17 protein-coding genes are annotated in these 19,112 nt (G+C 74.7%); 6 read left to right on the forward strand and 11 right to left on the reverse strand.

What is annotated here, in order from left to right; all coding sequences use genetic code 11:
• Positions 1–240: 240 nt before the first annotated feature.
• Positions 241–1,551 carry a class I SAM-dependent RNA methyltransferase gene (locus GD748_RS12110; RefSeq protein WP_152195446.1) on the reverse strand — a complete coding sequence of 437 codons (1,311 nt, stop codon included), beginning with the start codon at positions 1,549–1,551 and terminating at the stop codon, positions 241–243.
• The gene (locus GD748_RS12115; RefSeq protein WP_152195447.1) at positions 1,541–3,526 is read right to left on the reverse strand and encodes an APC family permease; all 1,986 of its coding nucleotides are present in this window, start codon (positions 3,524–3,526) and stop codon (positions 1,541–1,543) included. Before GD748_RS12115 ends, GD748_RS12110 begins: the two co-directional genes overlap by 11 nt.
• Positions 3,527–3,662: 136 nt before the next feature.
• Here GD748_RS12115 and GD748_RS12120 point away from each other — a divergent pair, with 136 nt between their 5' ends.
• Together GD748_RS12120 and GD748_RS12125 are read left to right on the forward strand one after the other, a co-directional pair.
• Positions 3,663–4,313 (forward strand): potassium channel family protein, encoded by a 651-nt coding sequence (locus tag GD748_RS12120; RefSeq protein WP_152195700.1) that lies wholly within the window; start codon positions 3,663–3,665, stop codon positions 4,311–4,313.
• On the forward strand, positions 4,313–5,005 hold the full coding sequence (locus GD748_RS12125; RefSeq protein ID WP_152195448.1) for a potassium channel family protein: 693 nt from the start codon (positions 4,313–4,315) through the stop codon (positions 5,003–5,005). The genes GD748_RS12120 and GD748_RS12125 overlap by 1 nt, the downstream gene beginning before the upstream one ends.
• On the opposite strand, the gene GD748_RS12130 is transcribed toward GD748_RS12125, so the two are convergent.
• The 3 genes from GD748_RS12130 to GD748_RS12140 are packed head-to-tail and all read right to left on the reverse strand — an operon-like array spanning position 4,947 to position 6,828.
• Entirely contained in the window at positions 4,947–5,735 is a 789-nt protein-coding gene (locus GD748_RS12130; RefSeq protein ID WP_193312924.1) for a DUF3159 domain-containing protein, read from the reverse strand. The genes GD748_RS12125 and GD748_RS12130 overlap by 59 nt on opposite strands.
• On the reverse strand, positions 5,732–6,106 hold the full coding sequence (locus GD748_RS12135; protein WP_152195449.1) for an OB-fold nucleic acid binding domain-containing protein: 375 nt from the start codon (positions 6,104–6,106) through the stop codon (positions 5,732–5,734). The genes GD748_RS12130 and GD748_RS12135 overlap by 4 nt, the downstream gene beginning before the upstream one ends.
• Positions 6,103–6,828 carry a DUF3710 domain-containing protein gene (locus tag GD748_RS12140; protein WP_152195450.1) on the reverse strand — a complete coding sequence of 242 codons (726 nt, stop codon included), beginning with the start codon at positions 6,826–6,828 and terminating at the stop codon, positions 6,103–6,105. Before GD748_RS12140 ends, GD748_RS12135 begins: the two co-directional genes overlap by 4 nt.
• 180 nt (positions 6,829–7,008) lie before the next feature.
• On the opposite strand from GD748_RS12140, the gene GD748_RS12145 reads away from it, so the two are divergent.
• Positions 7,009–7,506: a DUF3093 domain-containing protein gene (locus GD748_RS12145; RefSeq protein WP_152195451.1), complete on the forward strand. Its 498-nt coding sequence runs from the start codon at positions 7,009–7,011 to the stop codon at positions 7,504–7,506.
• Positions 7,507–7,511: 5 nt separating this feature from the next.
• Here the strand turns inward: GD748_RS12145 and GD748_RS12150 are convergent, their stop codons facing one another.
• Entirely contained in the window at positions 7,512–7,811 is a 300-nt protein-coding gene (locus GD748_RS12150; RefSeq protein WP_152195452.1) for a DUF4193 domain-containing protein, read from the reverse strand.
• Positions 7,812–8,209: 398 nt separating this feature from the next.
• On the opposite strand from GD748_RS12150, the gene GD748_RS12155 reads away from it, so the two are divergent.
• Positions 8,210–8,836: a class I SAM-dependent methyltransferase gene (locus tag GD748_RS12155; protein WP_226921251.1), complete on the forward strand. Its 627-nt coding sequence runs from the start codon at positions 8,210–8,212 to the stop codon at positions 8,834–8,836.
• A 57-nt stretch (positions 8,837–8,893) separates the two neighbouring features.
• On the opposite strand, the gene GD748_RS12160 is transcribed toward GD748_RS12155, so the two are convergent.
• A complete protein-coding gene (locus GD748_RS12160; RefSeq protein WP_152195453.1) occupies positions 8,894–9,775 on the reverse strand; it encodes an inositol monophosphatase family protein in 882 nt (293 codons plus the stop codon).
• A gap of 131 nt (positions 9,776–9,906) precedes the next feature.
• Here GD748_RS12160 and sepH point away from each other — a divergent pair, with 131 nt between their 5' ends.
• Entirely contained in the window at positions 9,907–11,121 is a 1,215-nt protein-coding gene (gene sepH, locus GD748_RS12165) for a septation protein SepH (protein WP_152195454.1), read from the forward strand.
• Positions 11,122–11,154: 33 nt separating this feature from the next.
• On the opposite strand, the gene GD748_RS12170 is transcribed toward sepH, so the two are convergent.
• From GD748_RS12170 to GD748_RS12185, 4 genes are read right to left on the reverse strand one after another with little or no spacing between them, the layout of a single operon-like run.
• Positions 11,155–11,808 carry a thymidine kinase gene (locus tag GD748_RS12170; protein ID WP_152195455.1) on the reverse strand — a complete coding sequence of 218 codons (654 nt, stop codon included), beginning with the start codon at positions 11,806–11,808 and terminating at the stop codon, positions 11,155–11,157.
• 36 nt (positions 11,809–11,844) lie between these two features.
• Positions 11,845–12,993 carry an alkaline phosphatase family protein gene (locus GD748_RS12175; RefSeq protein WP_226921254.1) on the reverse strand — a complete coding sequence of 383 codons (1,149 nt, stop codon included), beginning with the start codon at positions 12,991–12,993 and terminating at the stop codon, positions 11,845–11,847.
• Positions 12,990–13,574 (reverse strand): DUF5998 family protein, encoded by a 585-nt coding sequence (locus tag GD748_RS12180; protein WP_152195456.1) that lies wholly within the window; start codon positions 13,572–13,574, stop codon positions 12,990–12,992. The genes GD748_RS12175 and GD748_RS12180 overlap by 4 nt, the downstream gene beginning before the upstream one ends.
• Before the next feature lie 4 nt (positions 13,575–13,578).
• On the reverse strand, positions 13,579–16,389 hold the full coding sequence (locus GD748_RS12185) for a GNAT family N-acetyltransferase (RefSeq protein ID WP_152195457.1): 2,811 nt from the start codon (positions 16,387–16,389) through the stop codon (positions 13,579–13,581).
• Positions 16,390–16,558: 169 nt separating this feature from the next.
• Between GD748_RS12185 and GD748_RS12190 the strand changes: the two genes are divergently transcribed.
• Positions 16,559–19,021, forward strand: coding sequence for a DNA gyrase/topoisomerase IV subunit A (locus GD748_RS12190; RefSeq protein WP_152195704.1), 2,463 nt, complete (start codon positions 16,559–16,561; stop codon positions 19,019–19,021).
• The last annotated feature ends 91 nt before the right edge of the window (positions 19,022–19,112 follow it).

Raw genomic sequence — 19,112 nt, forward strand, 5'->3', positions numbered from 1 at the left:
ACGTCGCGTACAGACCTCATGGTCCCACGGCGTACGCACCCGTGATATCTCGATATCAAGATACTTTGCGGGGCGCGGGTGTGTCCACCGACACGCAGAGCGAGCGTGCTTCGTTGCCTGAACGAGATCGCTGAAGTGGTTGCTATCGCGACCACTTCAGCGACCTCGGCCGCCGTCCCGCGCGGCCAGGTCCTTCGCGGTCGAGGACAGCCCCTACGACGCAGCTCGAGGGGCAACCCGTCACACCCGCTCGAGGACCGCCACGACCTCGAAGTGGTGGGTGTGCGGGAAGAGGTCGAACGCTCGCACCCCGGTCGTCACGTACCCGGCGGCCCGGGCGGCGGCGAGGTCGCGCGCCAGCGCGGCCGGGTCGCAGGCGACGTGGACGATGCGTGACGGCGCCAGCTCGGCGACGGCGGCCATCACGCCGGCACCCGCGCCCGCTCGCGGCGGGTCGAGCACGACGACGTCCGCCTCCGCACCCCCCTCGGCGATCGTGCGCGGCTCGACAGGTCCGTGCCCGATCGCCACGTTGGGATGGTCGTGCAGGTTTCGCCGGGCATCCCGAACCGCACCGTCGGCGCCCTCGAGGGTGACGACCGTGCCGGACTCCCCCACCGCGCGCGCCAGCGGCAGGCTCAGCAGGCCGGCGCCGGAGTAGAGCTCGAAGACCTTCTGCCCCGGCTCGACCGCCGCGGCGGCGAGCACGGCCGCCACGAGCGCCTCCGGCGCCCTGCGGTGGACCTGCCAGAACCCGCTGCCGGACACCCGGTAGGACAGCTCACCGACCGGCGACGCCACGACCTCGCGCACGGCGCGGCGGGCCGGCCCCTTGCCCCGCCTGCCCAGCGGGACCGGCTCGCCGTCGACAAGGACCATCGGCTCGCCCGCGGACGGCGCCACGGCGCTCACCCGGGCGCCGGGGTGCCAGGTGCGCCGCCACGGCGAGTCAGGTCCGAGCAGACCGAGGTCGACGAGCGACTGCTCGGCCAGCGGCATCGAGGAGAGAGCGACCACCTCGTGGCTGCGGAACCGGTGCATGCCGGCGACGCCGGATGGGTCCACGGTCAGGTCCACCCGCGTGCGGGTGCCGAGGCCGCCGGCGTCGTCGTCGCCCGCGAGCGCCTCGACCACGACCCCCTCGGGTGCTACGGACGCGACGTCCTCGGCCACCTGCTCCCCGCCGATCCGCCGCAGCGTGTCGGCGAGCACCCGGGCCTTCCAGACGCGCTGGGCCGGCAGCGCGACGTGCGCGAGCTCGCCGCCACCGACCCCGTCCGGCCCCGCCTCGGGCCACACCGAGGGGACCCGGTCCGAGGAGGGGCGCAGGATCTCGACGGCGTCCGCCCGCCAGAAGCGCGAGCGCCGGTCCGTCACCCGGAGCCGGATCTCCTCGCCCGGCAGTGCGTGGCGCACGAACACGACGCGCCCGTCCAGACGCGCGACGCAGTGCCCGCCGTGCGCGGGGTCGCCGATCTCGACGACGGCGCCGTCCCCCTCGCCGTCGGCGTCGACCGGCGGTGTCTCCTGTGCGTGCGGGTCAACGGGCATGTGAGTCTCCTGGTCCGGCCTCGAGGTGGTCGACCTCGTGGAGCTGGAAGGGCACCGAGGCCATGACGACTCCCGGGGTGAACAGCAGCCGTCCCTTGAGCCGCAGGGCGCTCTGGTTGTGGAGCAGCTGCTCCCACCAGTGGCCCACGACGTACTCGGGCACGAAGACCACGACGAGGTCCCGGGGCGAGGCACGGCGTACCGAGCGTACGTGCTCGACCACCGGTCGGGTGATCTCACGGAACGGGGAGTCGAGGACCGTCAGAGCCACCGGGATCTCTGCCTCGTCCCACGCGCGGCGCAGCGCGCGGCTCTCCGCCGGGTCGACCTCGACGGTGACGGCCTCGAGCGTGGAGGGGCGCGTGGCGCGGGCGTAGGCGAGCGCACGCATGGTGGGCTGGTGGAGCTTAGAGACCAGGACGATCCCGTGCACCCGCGCTGGCAGCGCACGAGCGGCGGTGAGGTCGGGGACGGCGAGGTCGCGGGCCACCTGGTCGTAGTGCCGGCGGATCGCGTTCATGACGGCGTACAGCACGGCCATCAGCAGCAGGGTGACCCAGGCGCCGTGGGTGAACTTGGTGACGAGCACGATGACCAGCACGACGCCGGTCATGGCCAGCCCGAACGTGTTGACCACCCGCGAGCGGCGCATCCGCGAGCGCGTCCTCGGGTCGGTCTCGACCCGCAGGTGCCGCGTCCAGTGCCGCACCATGCCGAGCTGGCTCACCGTGAACGAGATGAACACCCCGACGATGTAGAGCTGGATGAGCCGGGTGACCTCGGCGTCGAAGATCACCACGAGGGCGACGGCGGCCACCGCCAGGGCGAGGATCCCGTTGGAGTACGCGAGCCGGTCGCCGCGGGTGTGGAGCTGGCGCGGCAGGAAGCCGTCGCGCCCCAGGATCGACCCCAGGACCGGGAAGCCGTTGAACGCGGTGTTCGCGGCGAGCAGCAGGATCAGGCCCGTCACCACGGTGACGACGAAGAACATCACCGGAGCGCCGTCGAACACCGTGGCGGCGATCTGCCCGATGACCGGGTCCTGCTGGTAGTCCTCGCCGACGGGAGCGCCGTCGAGGAGCAGCTGGGTGGTGGGGTCCTGCACGTAGCGCACCCCGGTGGACCGGGCGAGGGCGAGCACCGACATGAGCATGACGGCGGAGATCAGGCCGAGCAGCAGCAGGGTCGTGGCGGCGTTCTTCGACCGTGGGCGCTCGAACGCGGGCACGCCGTTGCTGACGGTCTCCACACCGGTCAGGGCCGCCGCCCCGGAGGAGAACGCGCGCAGCACGAGGAAGGCGCCCGCCAGTCCGACCAGCCCGGAGTCCAGCGCGGCCTCGGGGACGACGTCGAACGCGGCCGAGGCCGCCGGCTCGAGCGTGCCGGCGGCGTGCTGCAGCAGCCCGACAAGGGCCATGACGCCGATGGCGCCCATGAAGAGGTAGCCGGGGATCGCGAGCACGCGACCGGACTCGCGCACCCCGCGCAGGTTGACGAGGGCGAGCACGACGACGACGCCGACGGCGATGACCGTCTGGTACCCCGCCGTGGCAGGCACGGCCGCGGCGAGGTACTGCACGCCGGAGGAGATGGACACCGCCACGGTGAGGACGTAGTCGACCAGCAGGGCGCTGGCGACGGTCAGCCCGGCGCGCGGGCCGAGGTTGGTCGTGGTGACCTCGTAGTCGCCGCCGCCGGAAGGATAGGCGTGCACCGTCTGGCGGTAGGACGTCACCACCGTCAGCATGACCACGACGACGGCGAGGCCCACCCACGGCGAGACCGTCACCGCCGCGAGCCCGGCGAGGGAGAGCGTGAGCAGGATCTCGTCGGGGGCGTACGCGACCGACGAGAGCGCGTCGGAGGCGAAGACCGGCAGCGCGATCCGCTTGGTGAGCAGGGTCTGCCCCACCCGGTCGCTACGTACCGGCCGCCCGACCAGCACCCGCTTGAACGCCTCTGCGATACCCGGCACGAGACCTCATGCTAAGCCCGCGCACGGACAGCGCGCGGCGGGCGGCAGCGGCCCGGCCGGGCGTCCGGCGGTCGAGGCGTCCGCTACCCCGGCCGGGCGTCCGGCGGTAGCGTCACGTCCCGTGCACTTCGTCATCATGGGCTGCGGCCGCGTCGGTGCGTCGCTGGCCGAGCAGCTCGAGGCCAACGGCCACTCGGTGGCGGTGGTCGACCAGAACCCCGACGCGTTCCGCCGTCTGCCCTCGAACTTCGGCGGGCGCCGCGTGACGGGGCTCGGGTTCGACCGGGAGGCGCTCGCCCAGGCCGGGATCGAGGAGGCGCACGCCTTCGCCGCCGTCTCCAACGGTGACAACTCCAACATCATCGCCGCCCGGGTCGTGCGCGAGACGTTCGGCGTGGACAACGTCGTCGCCCGCATCTACGACCCACGCCGGGCCGAGGTCTACCAGCGGCTCGGCATCCCCACGGTCGCGACCGTGCGCTGGACCGCCGACCAGGTGCTGCGCCGGATGCTCCCGCTCGGCGCCGTCTCGGAGTACCAGGACGCCTCGTCGAAGGTCTCCCTCGTCACGTGCGACGTGCACACCGACTGGGTCGGCGAGTCGGTCGCCCGCGTCGAGCGCGCGACCGGGGCGCGGGTGGCGTACCTGACCAGGCTCGGCCGCGGCCTGGTGCCCGAGCCCGGCGCCGTGGTGCAGGAGAACGACGTCGTCCACCTCATGGTGGCGACCGACCGGATCGGCGCCGCGCAGCGTGTCCTCGCCACTCCCCCGCCGAAGGAGGACTGATGCGCGTCGTCATCGCCGGGGCGGGCTCCGTGGGCCGCTCCATCGCACGCGAGCTCCTCGCCCACGGTCACGCCGTGACGCTGATCGACCGCAACCCCGCCGCCATGCGGGTGGCGAGCGTGGCCGAGGCGGACTGGCTCCTGGCGGACGCCTGCGAGCCCAGCGCCCTCGCCGAGGCCGAGGCGTCCGGCAGCGACGTCGTCGTCGCCGCCACCGGCGACGACAAGGCCAACCTCGTGGTCTCCCTGCTCGCCAAGACGGAGTTCGGCGTGCCGCGCGTGGTCGCCCGGGTCAACAACCCGAAGAACGAGTGGATGTTCGACGACGCGTGGGGGGTGGACGTGCAGGTCTCCACGCCGCGGATCATGACGTCGCTCGTGGAGGAGGCCGTCAGCGTCGGCGACCTCGTGCGGATCTTCCGCTTCCACCAGTCGGGCGCCAGCATGCACGAGCTGACCCTGCCCGCAGACTCCCCGGTGGTCGGCCGGCGCGTGGGGCAGGTGAGCTGGCCCCCGGCGACGGTGCTCGCCGCGGTCATCCGCGAGGACCGCCCGTTCGCCCCGAGCGCGGACGACACGCTCGAGGCCGGCGACGAGTTGCTGCTCGTCGTCTCCGCGGACGCCGAGGACCAGCTCAGCGGGCTGCAGCGGCTGCTGGCTCCCGCACCAGGACCCACGTCGCCCACAGCGTGAGGCCCCACAGCGGCAGGCCCATCACGAGGCGGGCGGTGCCCAGCCAGGCGACCTCGGCGTTGACGTAGAGAGGCACCTGGACGGCCAGGCGCAGCACGAACATCCCGACCCACAGCCAGGTCGCGAGGCGGTAGCGCGCCCGCCGAGCGGACTGCGCCGGGTCGGTGCGCCACGAGAAGTCCTGGCTCTTCAGCAGCGAGACCACCACTCCTACCGCGGGCCAGCCGACGAGGAGGGCCACGGTGAGCGCGACGGCGTAGGCGCCGTTGGTCCACAGGCCCATCGCGAAGTAGTTCTCCGCCTCGCCGGAGCGCCAGGCCCACACCACGCCGATCAGCACACCGACGAGGCCGCCGGCGGCCTGCGTGAGCGGGGTGCGCGCGACCAGGCGCAGGACCATCGCGAGGACGGCGACCGCAAGGGAGGCGACGAGCGGCGGCACGAGCTCCCGGGTGGCGATGAACACGACGACGAAGACGAGCCCAGGCGCCATGGACTCGACGAGACCGCGCACGCCGCCGATCGTCTCGGCGACGGAGAAGTCCTCGCCGGCGAGACCGCGCAGCCTCGAGCCCTGGGCGGCGTCGGCGGCCGCGTCCTCGACGCGGTGCTGCTCCTCGACTCGATGGTGCTCCTCGACGCGGTGGTGCCCCTCGACGCGGGGCTGCTCCTCGACGCGGGGCTGCTCCTCGCCCCCAGGCGCGCCGTGGTCGGCGCCGGCGGCGCTCATGCGTGGGCCGCCCGCGGGGCGAGCTCGTAGGCGGGGTTGTACATCGCCGGTCTCCCGTCGTCGTCGTAGACCATCCCCTCGGCCACGAGACGGCGGCCCAGCTCGATGCCGGCCACCTCCCGGCGCCCGAGGAAGATCAGGTCGATGGTGCCCGTGCCGTCGTAGAGCCGGGCCACGAGCGCCGGTGTCTGGGTGCGCGGCCGGTACGTCAGCGCGGTCAGGACGCCCGAGACCGCCGCTCGCCGGCGCGGCACGAGGTCCGCGACGGCGACCGAGCCGGGGGCGTGGCTGGTGCGGCGCTCGTCGGCGGCCTCGAGCTCCTCGCGCGACGCCGTGAGCCGGTGCAGCGCCTGGCCCAGGCGCGTGCTCATCTGACTTCCGTGATCTCCGGGCCGCGGCGCAGCGGGTCCAGCCCGGGCTCCGCCTGCTCGGTCGCCCGCGGCGCGGTCGGCTTGCCCGGCGCGTGGAGGAGCAGCACGTCGCGCGGCGCCCGGGCCTCCGCGCCGCGCACGACGACGACGTCGGCGAGCACGGCCTCGAGCTCGGCCGCGACGGCGGGGTCGACGGCGGACCTGCCGGTCAGCACCGCGCGCAGGAACCAGCGGGGACCGTCGATGCCCAGGAACCTGGCGGGGCGGTGGGCCGGCTGACCCTCCGGCGTCTTGACCGGCAGGCGCGTGATCAGCTCGCGGCCGAACGGACCGGTCACCTCGTCGCTCGTGCCACCCTGCTTGGACACCGACGCGCTGATCTCCTCGCGCAGCTCCGACCAGATCCCGGTCGAGCGCGGCGCCGCGAAGACCTGCAGCTGCATCGCCGAGCCGGACAGGGCGAGCGTGACCGCGACGACGTTGCGCGACTTCTTCTCGATCTCCAGGCGGAGCTGCATGCCGGCCCGGGGCGGGATGCGTAGTGCGCCGAGGTCCAGCCGCGGGCCGAGCTCGGGGACGTCGGCGACGTCGTGCGGGCCGCCGCCGGTGGTGGTCGCCTCCTCCGCGCCGTCGGTGCCGGTCGCGTCGGTGGCCGCCGCGTCGTCGGTACCCTCGGGCTCCGGCGTCTCGGCTGCGCGCTTGCGGCGCGAGAACAAGCTCATCTGTGGATCTCCTCGGCGGTCTCGGACCTGCACGCTCGGGCGGGCAGGCGCGCGGTCGACTGTACCCGCGCGGCCGGGGCGCCTGCAGGTCCCTCGGCCCGCGGGGGCAGATGCCACGGCTCGCCGGCCTGCCCGCGACGGCGCACGGGGCAGGTGCGCCGCAGGTGGCAGAGTTGAGGGGTGGAGAAGACCTCGACCCGGCCCGGCACCGCGCTGTTCGAAGAACGGCTGTCCCCCTCGCCCGCGGTGCACCTGCTCTCGTTGCTGGTGGGCGGCGGCGCAGCGCTGGCGGCCTCGGCGTGGGGCGTGGTCCCGGCCGTCGTCGCGGGCGTGCTCGGGGTCGTCGGCACCTCGGTGCTGCTGGTCCTCAGCTCACCGGTGGTGCGGGTGGTCGCCGGCGGCGACCCGGCAGACGGCGGCGATCCGCGCTCGGTGCGGCTGCACGCCGGCCGCGCGGTGATCCCGGTCGAGGCGCTGGGGCCGGCGGAGATCCTCGACGCCGACGGGGTGCGTCGGGTGATGGGGGTCGACGCGGACCTGCGCGCCTGGGTCTGCCAGCGCTCCTGGGTCCGCTCGGGGGTGCGTGTGCCCGTCGTCGACGAGAGGGACGCCACGCCCTACTGGTTGGTGTGCACACGCCGGCCCGCACAGCTCGTGGCCGCGCTGGGCCGGCGCTGAGTGGGTCAGGCGGCGCACTCGGAGCAGACCAGCTGCCCCTTGTCCTCGTAGGCCAGCTGGCTGCGGTGGTGCACCAGGAAGCACTTCGCACAGGTGAACTCGTCGGCCTGGCGCGGGAGCACCCGGACCGAGAGCTCCTCGCCGGACAGGTCGGCGCCCGGGAGCTCGAAGCCCTCGGCAGCCTCTGCCTCGTCCTCGTCGACCGCGCCGGAGTTCTTCTCGGCGCGACGAGCCTTCAGCTCCTCGATCGAGTCCTCGCTGAGGTCCTCTTCGTTCTTGCGCGGTGCGTCGTAGTCGGTCGCCATCTCGGCGTCACGCTCCGGTTCTTCGTCTTGACATGAGTGGGATGCGGCAGGTCCTGCCGGTACCCCGGAAAACGTCCGGAAGCCGGCTTTGTTCCCGCGGTCAACGGATTGTGCACCACCGGAGCAGATTTCGCCCAGCAGCACGGCGTTCTGAGACGCCCGCGTGAGGGACCTCACAGCTCTGGAGGCCTCCGCCGCCGAGCCACAGGAGGGTTGCACGTCAGTCCGCCACCTGGCCGTCGGACGGCTGCACGCCGGCCGGCTACCGAGCCGTCGCAGGATGCGCGCCCCCTCGAGCGGGGAACCACCGGCCGATGCGGTCGTCAGGAGACTCGTTCGGTGCTGTCATTGGGGGTGCTCGCGGCGCGAGACCTGCTCGACGTGTCCAGGAGGTCGGCATGAGGGCGCACGACCGGATGTACCGCCTCGGGTACACGCTGGCCTACCGCTTCGGCGTCACCCCCTGGGAGACTCACGCCACGGCCACCCGTGCGGGGGTCGAGGCGCTGGTGGACCGGGAGGTGGCGGAACGGCCGCACCCGCCCGGTCGGGCCCTGGACCTCGGCTGTGGGCGCGGACTGCACACCGCGGTGCTCGCGAAGAAGGGCTGGGAGGCCGTGGGCGTCGACGCCGTCCCGCAGGCGGTCGACGCGGCGAGCCGCAGGGGCATCCCGGGCGCCACCTTCGCGGTCGGCGACGTCACCGCCCTCGAGGGGGCCGGGCTCGGCACGTTCGACTTCTTCCTCGACGTCGGATGCTTCCAGGGCCTCTCGCCCGGGCAGCGCACGGCCGAGGGCCGGGGTGTCAGTGCACTGGCGAACCCGGGTGCGACGCTGCTGATGCTCGAGTTCCAGGCGACCAGGATGCGCTCCGTGGTCGGCGGCGTGACACGAGCGGAGCTGGAGGCCGCCTTCGCCGGGTGGCAGGTGCTCTCGGTCGAGCCCGCCGACACGACGAAGCTGGGGTGGCCGCTGACACGTACCGCGCCGCAGTGGTACCGGCTCCGCCGGGCGGGACGTGCCTGACCGGCGACGAGGTCCGTCCCGGGTCCGTCCCGGGGCCCGCCTTCGGTGGATCCGGGCTCAGGCGATGACCAGCTCGAGGGCCGCGACGAGCTCGGCGGCCAGGGCCGGGGCGGCGGCGACGGTCATCGCCGGGGACGCCGGCGCACCGCCGAGCCCGGTCATCGTCCCGCCGGCCTCGGTCACGACCAGCGACCCCGCCGCCATGTCCCACGGGTTCAGCCCGGTCTCGTAGTAGGCGTCGAGGCGTCCGTCGGCGACCAGGCAGAGGTCGATGGCGGCCGACCCGATCCGGCGGATGTCGCGCACCTGCGGGAGCATCCGCGCGACGACGGCGGCCTCGCGGGTGCGCTGGGCGACGGTGTAGCCGAACCCGGTGCCGACCAGCGCCTGCCCCAGCGGGACGGCCGGGCGGACCGTCAGAGGCTCCCCGTCGCGCCACGCGCCCCGCCCCAGCCCGGCGGTCCACGTCGTGCCCCCGGCGACGGCGTGCACGCAGCCCGCGAGCACGGTCCAGCGCAGCGGGTCCGCGCCACCGGCCACCACGGCCACCGAGACGGCGTAGGACGGGATCCCGTACAGGAAGTTGACGGTGCCGTCGATCGGGTCGACCACCCAGGTGAGACCGGAGGTGCCGGCGACGACGCCGTCCTCCTCGCCCAGCACGCCGTCGTCGGGGCGGGCCGCCGCGATCCGTTCCCGCAGCAGGGTCTCGACCTCGGTGTCGACGGCGGTGACCACGTCGTTGACCGACGACTTCGTGGCCGCCACCCCGCCGTGGTCGCCCGTGCGGGCGCGCACGTGGTCCCCGGCCGCGCGGGCGAGCTCCTCGCAGAGCGTCATCAGGGACTGCGCGTCCGTGCCGTCGGGGAACGTGGCGGCTTCGTGCCGGACGGGTTCGGTTGCACCGCGGGCGTGCGGCTCGGAGCGCTGGTCGTTCATGGTCCTCCCTGGGTGGCGCCGGTCACAGGCCCGGCTGCCACCATTGTCCGACACGCGAACACACCTCCACCAATCCCTCACGGCGGGCCGTGCAGGTGGCACCCTCGTGCTGAGAACCTCGAGGAGGAACCATGGTTGAGCTCGAACTTCTCGGGCTGCACGGTGACGGCGAGCACCTCACGCTCACGGACGAGGACGGCCGGCGGTACCGGCTCGACATCGACGACTCGTTGCGTGCAGCAGTCCGCCGGGACCGCCCCGGGCTCGAGGCGCTGCGCGCCGCCGGTGAGTCCGCGCTCCGGCCGAAGGACATTCAGGCGCTCATCCGTGCCGGCGCGTCCGTGGCGGAGGTGGCCGAGCAGTCCGGCCTGCCCGCCGAGCACGTGCGCCGCTACGAGGGCCCCGTCGTCGCCGAGCGCAGCTGGGTGGTCCAGCAGGCCCAGGCCCAGCGCCTGGGGCACGAGTCGGACGCGCCGCGGCTCGGAGATCTCGTGGTGGACCGCCTCGCCGCGCGCGGGGTGGAGGCCGGCTCCCTCGAGTGGGACGCGGTGCGGCGTCAGGGCGCGCCGTGGGAGGTCATGGTCACCTTCGTGGCCGGGGAGCGTGAGCGCGAGGCCCGCTGGCAGGTGGACCTCGCCGCCAGGACGATGCACGCCGTCGACGACGAGTCGCGCTGGCTCTCCGAGACCGATGTCGGTCCCGGGGCGCCCCAGCGCCGCCACCTGAGCCCGGTCGGCGCTCGCTCCCGGGTGTTCGACGTCGAGGCCGAGGAGGAGCGGCGTCGGACGAGTCCGGCCGCCGCATCGACCACGTCGGCCGCGTCGGCGAGCAGCGCACCTGCCGCCGGGGGGCCGGACGGCTCGCCGACGGAGACGTTGCTGGCCGAGCTCGCCGCCCACCGCGGCACCCGCGGCGAGCTCCAGCCCGAGCTCGAGCCGGAGGACGAGGACGGCGAGGGCCTGTGGGGCGCCCACCCACCCGCATCCCGGCCCGAGGAGGCGACGGACGCGCACGTGCTGGCGCTCCCGCGGCGTGAGCCGGCCGCGTCGGTCGCGACCGACGAGCCGGGCACCACTCCCGCGCTGCCCGCCGAGGACGCACCCGCGGCGCTCGAGCGGGCCGGCGCGAGCGAGCGGCCGACCGCCAGCGACCGCCCGACCCGGGGCACCGACCGCCCGACCCGGGGCACCGACCGCCCGGCCGGCGGCACCGACCGCCGGTCCGCGCGGGAGGCGGCGTCGTCGGAGAGCGCCGCGGAGAAGCCTGCCAGGCGGCGCCAGCGCCGTACCGCCCGCCGGAGCGTCCCCAGCTGGGACGAGATCGTCTTCGGGGCTCGCCCCGAGTAGAGGCCCGGAGCAACCGCCTGGGGCAGGCTCCGGTCAGTCCGCCGAGGTGCCGAACGGCAGGGTGTCCGGGCTCAGGCTCGCCGCCCGTGCCGCGGCGGCGGTCTCGCGCCGCACGTGGTGGCGCCGGCACAGCACCTCGTACCCGACCTCGGCCGCCCGGTCGGTGTCGCCGATCACCACCTGCTCCCCCTCGGTGACCATGAGGCCGTCGAGGGTACGGGCGTTGTGGGTGGCCCGGGCGCCGCACCAGCACAGCGCCTCGACCTGGAGGCGCTCGACCCGGTCGGCGAGCTCGAGCATGCGTGCCGAGCCGGGGAACAGCCGGGTGCGGAAGTCGGTCGTGATGCCGAAGCCGAAGACGTCGACGCCCATCTCGTCGACGAGCCGTGCGAGCTGCTCCACCTGGGTCGGCGAGTAGAACTGCACCTCGTCGCAGATGAGGTAGTCGACGCGGCCGCCGCGGGTGCGCCGGCGCACCACCTCGTCCCAGAAGTCGGTGCCGTCGGTGACCTCCACCGACGGCACCGCCAGGCCCAGCCGGGAGGACAGGATCGCCTCGCCGGCCCGGTCGTTGCGGGAGAAGATCAGTCCCTCCCGGCCCCGGGCGGCGTGGTTGTGGTCCATCTGGAGGGCCAGGGTGGACTTGCCCGAGTCCATCGTCCCGGAGAAGAAGACGAGCTGGGCCACCTACACCACCCGCCCGCGGGTCCGGAGCTCGGTCACCTACACCACCGTCCTGAGCAGCGGGACGGCCATCTCGTCCTCCGTGAGCGCGCCGTGCATGCCGACCATCTCCAACGACGCCGGCGGCTGGGTGCGCGAGTCGACGACCGCCTCCCGGCCGCGCATCACCGCGACGACGTCACCCACCGTCGCCACCCGGTCGGGGGCCACCTCGCCGAGCAGCCCCGAGGCGACGAGCTCGTCCCGCTGGACGACCCACGCCGTCTCCCCCAGCTCCGCCTGCCAGCGCAGCGCCACGTCCGCGGCGGTGCCCGGCGCCGTGTAGACGTGGCTCGCGCGCGGCTCGCCGGCAACGAGCTCGACGTCCTGCGCGAGCGCGGGGGTGGTGGCGACGTCCGTGCGGGTCGTGACGTCGACCATGCCGTGGTCCGCCGTGACGAGCAGCAGGGTGTCCCTCGGTAGCGACCGGGCCAGGCGGGCCAGCTCGCCGTCGGCGGCCGTGACCTCCTCGCCCCACTGCCACGAGCCCCAGCCGTGCTTGTGGCCGATGTGGTCCACGTCCCCCCAGTAGAGGTAGACGGCGGCGACGTCCGGGCGCCGCAGCTGGGCGGCGGTCACGTCGACCCGGTCGGCCAGCGACTCGGCGGAGACGGTGCGCATCCCGCGCAGCGCCGCCTCGGTGAGGCCGGAGCCTACGAAGCGGGCGGGCCCGACGCTGACGACCTCGGGCAGGTCCTCGCCGGCCCCGCGCCGGCGGGCGAGCTGCTCGAACAGCGTGTCGCGGCGCTGCCAGGCGCGCGGGGTCAGCCCGGTGCCCTCCCAGCGGATGAGGTTCAGGACGCCGCCGTGGCCGGGGTCGCGGACCGAGTAGCCCAGCATCCCGGTGACACCCGCCAGCTCGCCCGTCCCGACGGCGGTGACGGCCGTGGCGGTGGTGGACGGGAAGGTGCTGCGCAGGGTCACGGCGTCCGGCAGGTGCGAGCGCAGGAAGGGCGCGTGCCCGCCACGCTCGGTCAGCATCCGCATCCCGAGCCCGTCGACGAGCACCACGCACACTTTCGGGGCGGTGGGCAGGCCGAGCTCGGCCCGGTCGTGCGCGCCGGTGGTCCCGTTCGAGGCCGTGGTCAGCCCGACGGCGTCCAGGGCCGCGGACATGACGGCGCGTACCTGCGGAGCATGCTCGATCACGCCTGGCTGCCCCGGCTGCCGGCGGTCGCGCCGGACAGGGCCCGCGCGAAGCCGAGCGCCCCCGCCAGCGCCCCCGAGCCCTCGGCGTGGGCGCTGACCCGCACCTCCACGCCCTCCGGAGTCATGGTGCCGGTGTAGCCGTGGTCGGCCTCGCAGTCGGGGTCGCCGCAGGTGGCGGGCACCAGGTCCATGCTCTGCGCGGTCCCCCAGCTGATGGCGACCGTCAGCTCCTGGGTCTCCATGCCGCGGGACCGGGCTGGCTCGCTGACCCCGTGCGTGAGGGCGACCGAGCGGACCTCCGACAGGGCGACCGACTCGGTGGTGGCGAGCGCGGCGGGGCGGCCGTCCGCCCCCGGCGCGTCGTCCACGTGCGCCACGACCAGGCGGGTGGGGGTCAGCACGAGGGCCGTGAGGTGCCGGAACACCTCCGTCTCGTCGAAGGTGGTCTCCGGGTGCACGAGGAAGGACGACACCGGCTCGTCGGCCAGGGCGACGTCGATCACCCCGGCGACGACGTCGGGGTAGTACCCGGCGAGATTGAGGTCGGAGCGCAGCTGCTTGGCGAGGTTCGTCACTGGCACCCGGTCATTCTCCCACCCCGGGCGCGTCGGCGTCGTCCCTCTCCCCAGCGGGTCCCCGGACACCCGGCTCGTCCGGCAGCAGCGGTGCCGGCAGCGCGCGTCGGCCCGCGTCCTGACGCACCGGGTGGGCGATCTCCACGACGGCAGAGGTGATCGCGGTGCCCCGCTCCCCCACGATCACGGGGTTGAGCAGCACCTCGGCGACCTCCGGCAGGTCGTCGGTCAGCATCGACACCCGGGCGACGACGTCCTCCAGGGCGGCGACGTCCGCGGCCGGGAGCCCCCGGTGCCCGAGCAGCCGCGGCGCGGCGCGGACCGAGTGCACCATCTCGCCGACGTCCGCCGCGGTGAGCGGCGGGATCCGGTAGGACACGTCCCCCAGCAGCTCGGTGGCGTCCCCGCCGAGACCGAAGGCGACGACGGGGCCGTACAGGTCGTCCTCGGTGCCGCGCACGACGCACGCCACCCCGGGCGCCGCCATCGCCTGCACCTCGTACGCCGACTCGCGGCCGAGCACCGCCACGGTGCGTGCGCGCATGTGCGCCATCGCGTCCCGCAGGGCGTCGGAGTCGTGCAGGTCCAGCCGCACGCCCCCCAGGTCCGCGCGGTGGCGCAGCACCTCGTTCCCGGACTTCAGCGCGACCGGCCAGCCGAGCGTGTTGGCGGCGGCGACGGCGGACGCCTCGTCGGTCACCGTGGCGGCGGGCAGCAGCTCGATGCCGTAGCAGGCGAGCAGTCTCGCGGCGGTGGCGCCGTCCAGGCGTTCCCGGCGTCCGGGCGGCAGCTCCTCCAGCGTGGCGGCCAGGACGTCGCGGGCGCGGACCGGGTCGATCCCCGACGGGGAGACGAGCGGGTCCCCCGCCCCGGCCCGCCACCCGGCGTGGCGCACGGCTCCGGCGAGGGCGGCGACGGCGTCCTCCACGGTCGTGGTCGACGGCACCGTCCGACCGTCCGCGGTCAGGGCGGCGGTGAGCCCGTGCAGGCCGTGCGCGCTGGCCACCCAGGTGCGGGTGTCGTGCGCGGCGGCCCGGGCGATCGCCGCGGCCACCTCGGGGTCGGTCCGGCCCAGGGGCGGGGAGTGCGCCACGACGACGGCGTCCCAGTCGTCCCGGGCCGCCAGCTCCGTCAGCGCCGCGGCGTAGGCGGCTCCGCCGGACAGGGGCTCGAGGACCACCGGCCGCCCGGCGACCGCGAGCCCCTCGGCGGCGGCGACGTCGGTCACCAGGGCGGCGAGGGAGGCCGAGGACGAGACGACGGCGGTGCGGGGCCCGGCGGGCAGCGGCTGGGCGAGCAGCAGCGCGGCGATGTCGAGCATCTCGCGCGCGGTCCTGGCGCGCACCACGCCGGCCTGGCGCAGCATCTCGGTGAGCACCCGCTGCGGCTGGGTCGAGGTGCGTACGGCATGACCGGGCGGGGTGGCCTGGCCGGTCTGCCCGGAGACGACGGCGACGAGCGGTTTCGTCGCGGACAGCCGCCGGGCGATCCGGGAGAACTTGCGTGGGTTGCCGATGGACTCCAGATAGACCGCCCCGACGGCGGTGGGGTCGTGGGCGGACCAGAACTGCAGCGTGTCGTTGCCGGAGACGTCGACCCGCAGCCCGGAGGAGAGGAAGCTCGCAACCGGCAGCCCGCGCCGGGCGGCCGTCGAGCGCAGCGCGAGCCCGGCGGACGAGGACTGGCAGAACAGTCCGACGCCACGCTCGGCCGAGGCGTCGGCAAGGGCGCCCGGCTCGCCGGCGTCGGGCGCCAGGCCGACCCGCTCGGTCCACAGCGAGGCGTTGTAGCGGCCGGCCGGGCCGTTCCCGACGACGCCGTAGCTCGCCGGGCCTACGAGCCGGATGCCGGCGGCCCGGGTGCGGCGCAGCAGCTCGCGCTGGTGCGCCATGCCGGCCGGCCCCTGCTCGCCGAAGCCGTGCGAGAGGACCACGAGGGCGCGGACGCCCGCGGCGTCGAGCGCGGGCACGGCGGCGACGACCTCCCGCGCGGGCCCGGCGACCACCGCGAGCTCGACCGGTCCCGCCACCTCGCCCACGTCCGCGTGGTTGACGGCCTGCCCGCCGGCCGCGTCCGGCAGCCCGACCAGGTGGAGCGGTCCGGTGAAGCCGCCGGCGAGCACCGAGCGGGCGGCCGCGGTGGCGAGCACGTCCCCCTCGGCGCCGTCCGGGCCGAGGCGGGCGACGAGGAGGGAGCCGGCGGACAGGACCGTGCGCATGCTCAGCGCCTCCGCGTGCCGCTCCCGCTCGGCCATCACGCGCCAGGAGCGCTCGGTCTCCTCGATGCTGAAGGCGACGGCCAGGACGCCGTCGTCGACGGACTGGTCGACGTCGTATCCGGCGTCGGAGAAGACGCGGATCATCCGCGCGTTGGCGGGCAGCACGTCGGCGACGAAGCGGTGGATCCCCCGCTCGCGGGCGGCCGCGGCGAGGTGCTCGAGGAGCACCGAGCCGAGCCCGCGACCCTGCTCGGTGTCGGCCACGTAGAACGCGACCTCCGCCTCGCCCCGGCCGATCGCGTCGAAGCGGCCGACGGCGCGGATATCGCTGCCGTGGGTGAGCACGAGGGCCACCCGGTCGTGGTGGTCGACGTGGGTGAAGCGGTGCAGGTCCTTGTCCGTCAGCCGGGCCATCGGGGCGAAGAAGCGGAAGTACACCGACTGCTCGGACTGCGCCAGGTGCATGCGCTGCAGCGCCTCTGCGTCGCCCGGCAGGATGGGGCGGATGTGCATCGTGGCGCCGTCGCGCAGCACCACGTCGGCCTCCCACTCGGCGGGGTAGGCCTCCCCCGGACGTCCGTGCGCCGTCGTGCCCCTGTCCATGACCAGCGAGCCTATCCAGCACCCCGACGCCGGCACCTCCAGGCGGCACCCGACGGCGGCACTCCCCGACGGCACCCAGCGACACCTGCCGGCGCACCTGGCGGCGGCGTGCTCAGGTCCGCCCGCGCCGCTGCACGGGTTCGGCCCGATCGTCAGGGACAATCACCCCATGGCCCGGAAGACCCCGACGACTCCCCCTGCGGTCGACGAGAAGATCGTCGACATCGACGTCTCCAACGAGATGCAAGGCTCGTTCCTGGAGTACGCGTACTCCGTCATCTACTCGCGTGCCCTCCCCGACGCCCGTGACGGGCTCAAGCCCGTGCAGCGCCGGATCCTGTTCCAGATGGACGCCATGGGGCTGCGGCCGGACCGCGGCCACGTGAAGTCCGCGCGCGTGGTCGGCGAGGTGATGGGCAAGCTCCACCCGCACGGCGACTCCGCGATCTACGACGCCATGGTGCGGATGGCCCAGCCCTTCTCGCTGCGCCTGCCGCTGGTCGACGGCCACGGGAACTTCGGCTCCCTCGACGACGGCCCGGCCGCCTCGCGGTACACCGAGGCGCGGCTGACCCCGGCCGCGCTGGCGATGACGGCGGACCTGGGCGAGGACGTCGTCGACTTCGTCCCCAACTACGACAACCAGCTGACGCAGCCGTCGGTGCTGCCGGCAGCGATCCCGAACCTGCTGGTCAACGGCGCCACCGGCATCGCGGTGGGCATGGCCACCAACATGGCACCGCACAACCTCGTCGAGGTCGTCGCCGCTGCCCGGCACCTCATCGCCAACCCCGACGCGAGCCTGGACGACCTCATCCGGTTCGTGCCCGGCCCGGACCTGCCCGAGGGCGGCAAGATCGTGGGGCTCGAGGGCGTGCGCGAGGCGTACGCGACCGGTCGCGGCAGCTTCCGCACCCGGGCCACGGCGCGCATCGAGAACATCACGGCGCGCAAGAAGGGCATCGTCGTCACCGAGCTGCCCTACATGATCGGGCCCGAGCGGGTCATGGAGAAGATCTCCGACCTCGCCAAGGCCGGCAAGCTCCAGGGGATCAGCAACATCCAGAACCTCACCGACCGGCACCACGGGCTACGCGTCGTGATCGAGGTGAAGAACGCCTTCAACCCCGAGGCCGTGCTGGAGCAGCTCTACCGGCTCACGCCGATGGAGGAGTCCTTCGGCATCAACAACGTGGCCCTCGTGGACGGCCAGCCCCGCACCCTTGGCCTGCGGGAGCTGCTGCAGGTCTTCGTCGAGCACCGTCTGACGGTGGTGCGCCGGCGTACCACGTACCGGCTGAACCGGGCCACGGAGCGGGCGCACCTGGTGGCCGGCCTGCTCATCGCCATCGCGGACATCGACGAGGTCATCGCCGTCATCCGGACCTCCGACGACGCCGAGGCCGCCCGCGTGCGTCTGATGGCCGTCTTCGACCTCTCCGAGCCGCAGGCCGACTACATCCTCGCGCTGCGCCTGCGACGGCTGACCAAGTTCTCCCGTCTCGAGCTCGAGGCGGAGCGGGACGAGCTGGCCCGCCAGATCGAGGAGCTGCAGGCGATCCTCGACTCCGAGCAGCGGCTGCGCACGGTCGTCTCCGACGAGCTGGCCGCGGTGGCCAAGGAGTTCGGCACGCCGCGGCGCACCGTGCTGCTGGAGCACGCCGGCGGCCCGGCCACCCAGGCCGCGGCGGGGCAGCCCGCCGGACGCGGCGCGGTGCCGCTGGAGGTGCCGGACGACCCGTGCTGGGTGCTGCTCTCGGGCACCGGACTGCTCGCCCGCACGGCCGACGGGGACGCGCCGCTGCGCGCCGGTGCCCGCGTCGCCCACGACGCCGTCACCGCGGCCGTGCCGGCGACCGCACGTGGGCACGTGGGCGTGGTGACGTCCGCCGGGCGCATCGTGCGGCTGGACGTGCTGGACGCGCCGGGGCTTCCGCCGACCGGGTCCGCGCCGGGGCTCTCCGGCGGTGTGCCGGTGACCGAGCTCGTGACCCTGGAGAAGGGTGAGGAGGTCGTCTCCCTGGCACGCCTGGACGCGGACGCGGCGCCGCTGGTGCTGGCCACCGCGCAGGGCGTCGTCAAGCGCGTGACGGCCGACCGGCCCTCGAACAAGGACAGCTGGGGCGTCATCTCCCTGCGGGAGGGCGACCGGGTGGTCGGCGCCGGGCACGCGGCCGAGACCGACCGGCTCGTGCTCATCAGCTCCGACGCCAGCCTCCTGCGCTTCGACGCCTCCGCCGTGCGCGCCCAGGGTCGCTCGGGGCAGGGCGTGGCCGGCATCCGGCTCGCCGCGGACGCGTCCGTCATCCATCTCGCCGTGGTCGCCGCCGACGACGTCTCCGCCTCGGTGGTCGTCACCGTGGCCGGGACGACGGGTGCGCTGCCCGGGACCGTGCCCGGCAGCGCCAAGGTCACACCGCTGGACCGCTACCCCGCGAAGGGGCGTGCCACCGGCGGCGTCCGGGCGCAGCGCTTCCTGCGCGGCGAGGACTGCCTGCAGCTGGCCTGGGTGGGCCCGGAGCCGGCCCGTGCGGTGGGCTCGGGCGGCCAGGCGGTCGCGCTGCCGCCGGTGGACGAACGCCGGGACGGCTCGGGCCACGCCCTGCCGGCACCGGTGGCCGCCATCGGCTGAGCCGCGGTCCTCGCGCGCCGGGGCAACGGACGGCATCGCACGTCGCGCCGCGTCGCACGGCCGGCCGGCGCCGCGGAGATCGCCCGGCGGT

It is taken from the genome of Georgenia subflava (assembly GCF_009193155.1).
Lineage (GTDB): Bacteria > Actinomycetota > Actinomycetes > Actinomycetales > Actinomycetaceae > Georgenia > Georgenia subflava.

Bases quoted from the DNA above. Each gene is read 5' to 3' on its own strand.
- GD748_RS12185 (WP_152195457.1), bottom strand. From the start codon at position 16,389: ATGGACAGGGGCACGACGGCGCACGGACGTCCGGGGGAGGCCTACCCC.
- GD748_RS12190 (WP_152195704.1), top strand. From the start codon at position 16,559: ATGGCCCGGAAGACCCCGACGACTCCCCCTGCGGTCGACGAGAAGATC.
- GD748_RS12125 (WP_152195448.1), top strand. From the start codon at position 4,313: ATGCGCGTCGTCATCGCCGGGGCGGGCTCCGTGGGCCGCTCCATCGCA.
- GD748_RS12160 (WP_152195453.1), bottom strand. From the start codon at position 9,775: ATGAACGACCAGCGCTCCGAGCCGCACGCCCGCGGTGCAACCGAACCC.
- GD748_RS12130 (WP_193312924.1), bottom strand. From the start codon at position 5,735: ATGAGCGCCGCCGGCGCCGACCACGGCGCGCCTGGGGGCGAGGAGCAG.
- GD748_RS12155 (WP_226921251.1), top strand. From the start codon at position 8,210: ATGAGGGCGCACGACCGGATGTACCGCCTCGGGTACACGCTGGCCTAC.
- sepH (WP_152195454.1), top strand. From the start codon at position 9,907: ATGGTTGAGCTCGAACTTCTCGGGCTGCACGGTGACGGCGAGCACCTC.
- GD748_RS12120 (WP_152195700.1), top strand. From the start codon at position 3,663: ATGGGCTGCGGCCGCGTCGGTGCGTCGCTGGCCGAGCAGCTCGAGGCC.
- GD748_RS12150 (WP_152195452.1), bottom strand. From the start codon at position 7,811: ATGGCGACCGACTACGACGCACCGCGCAAGAACGAAGAGGACCTCAGC.
- GD748_RS12135 (WP_152195449.1), bottom strand. From the start codon at position 6,106: ATGAGCACGCGCCTGGGCCAGGCGCTGCACCGGCTCACGGCGTCGCGC.
- GD748_RS12140 (WP_152195450.1), bottom strand. From the start codon at position 6,828: ATGAGCTTGTTCTCGCGCCGCAAGCGCGCAGCCGAGACGCCGGAGCCC.
- GD748_RS12110 (WP_152195446.1), bottom strand. From the start codon at position 1,551: ATGCCCGTTGACCCGCACGCACAGGAGACACCGCCGGTCGACGCCGAC.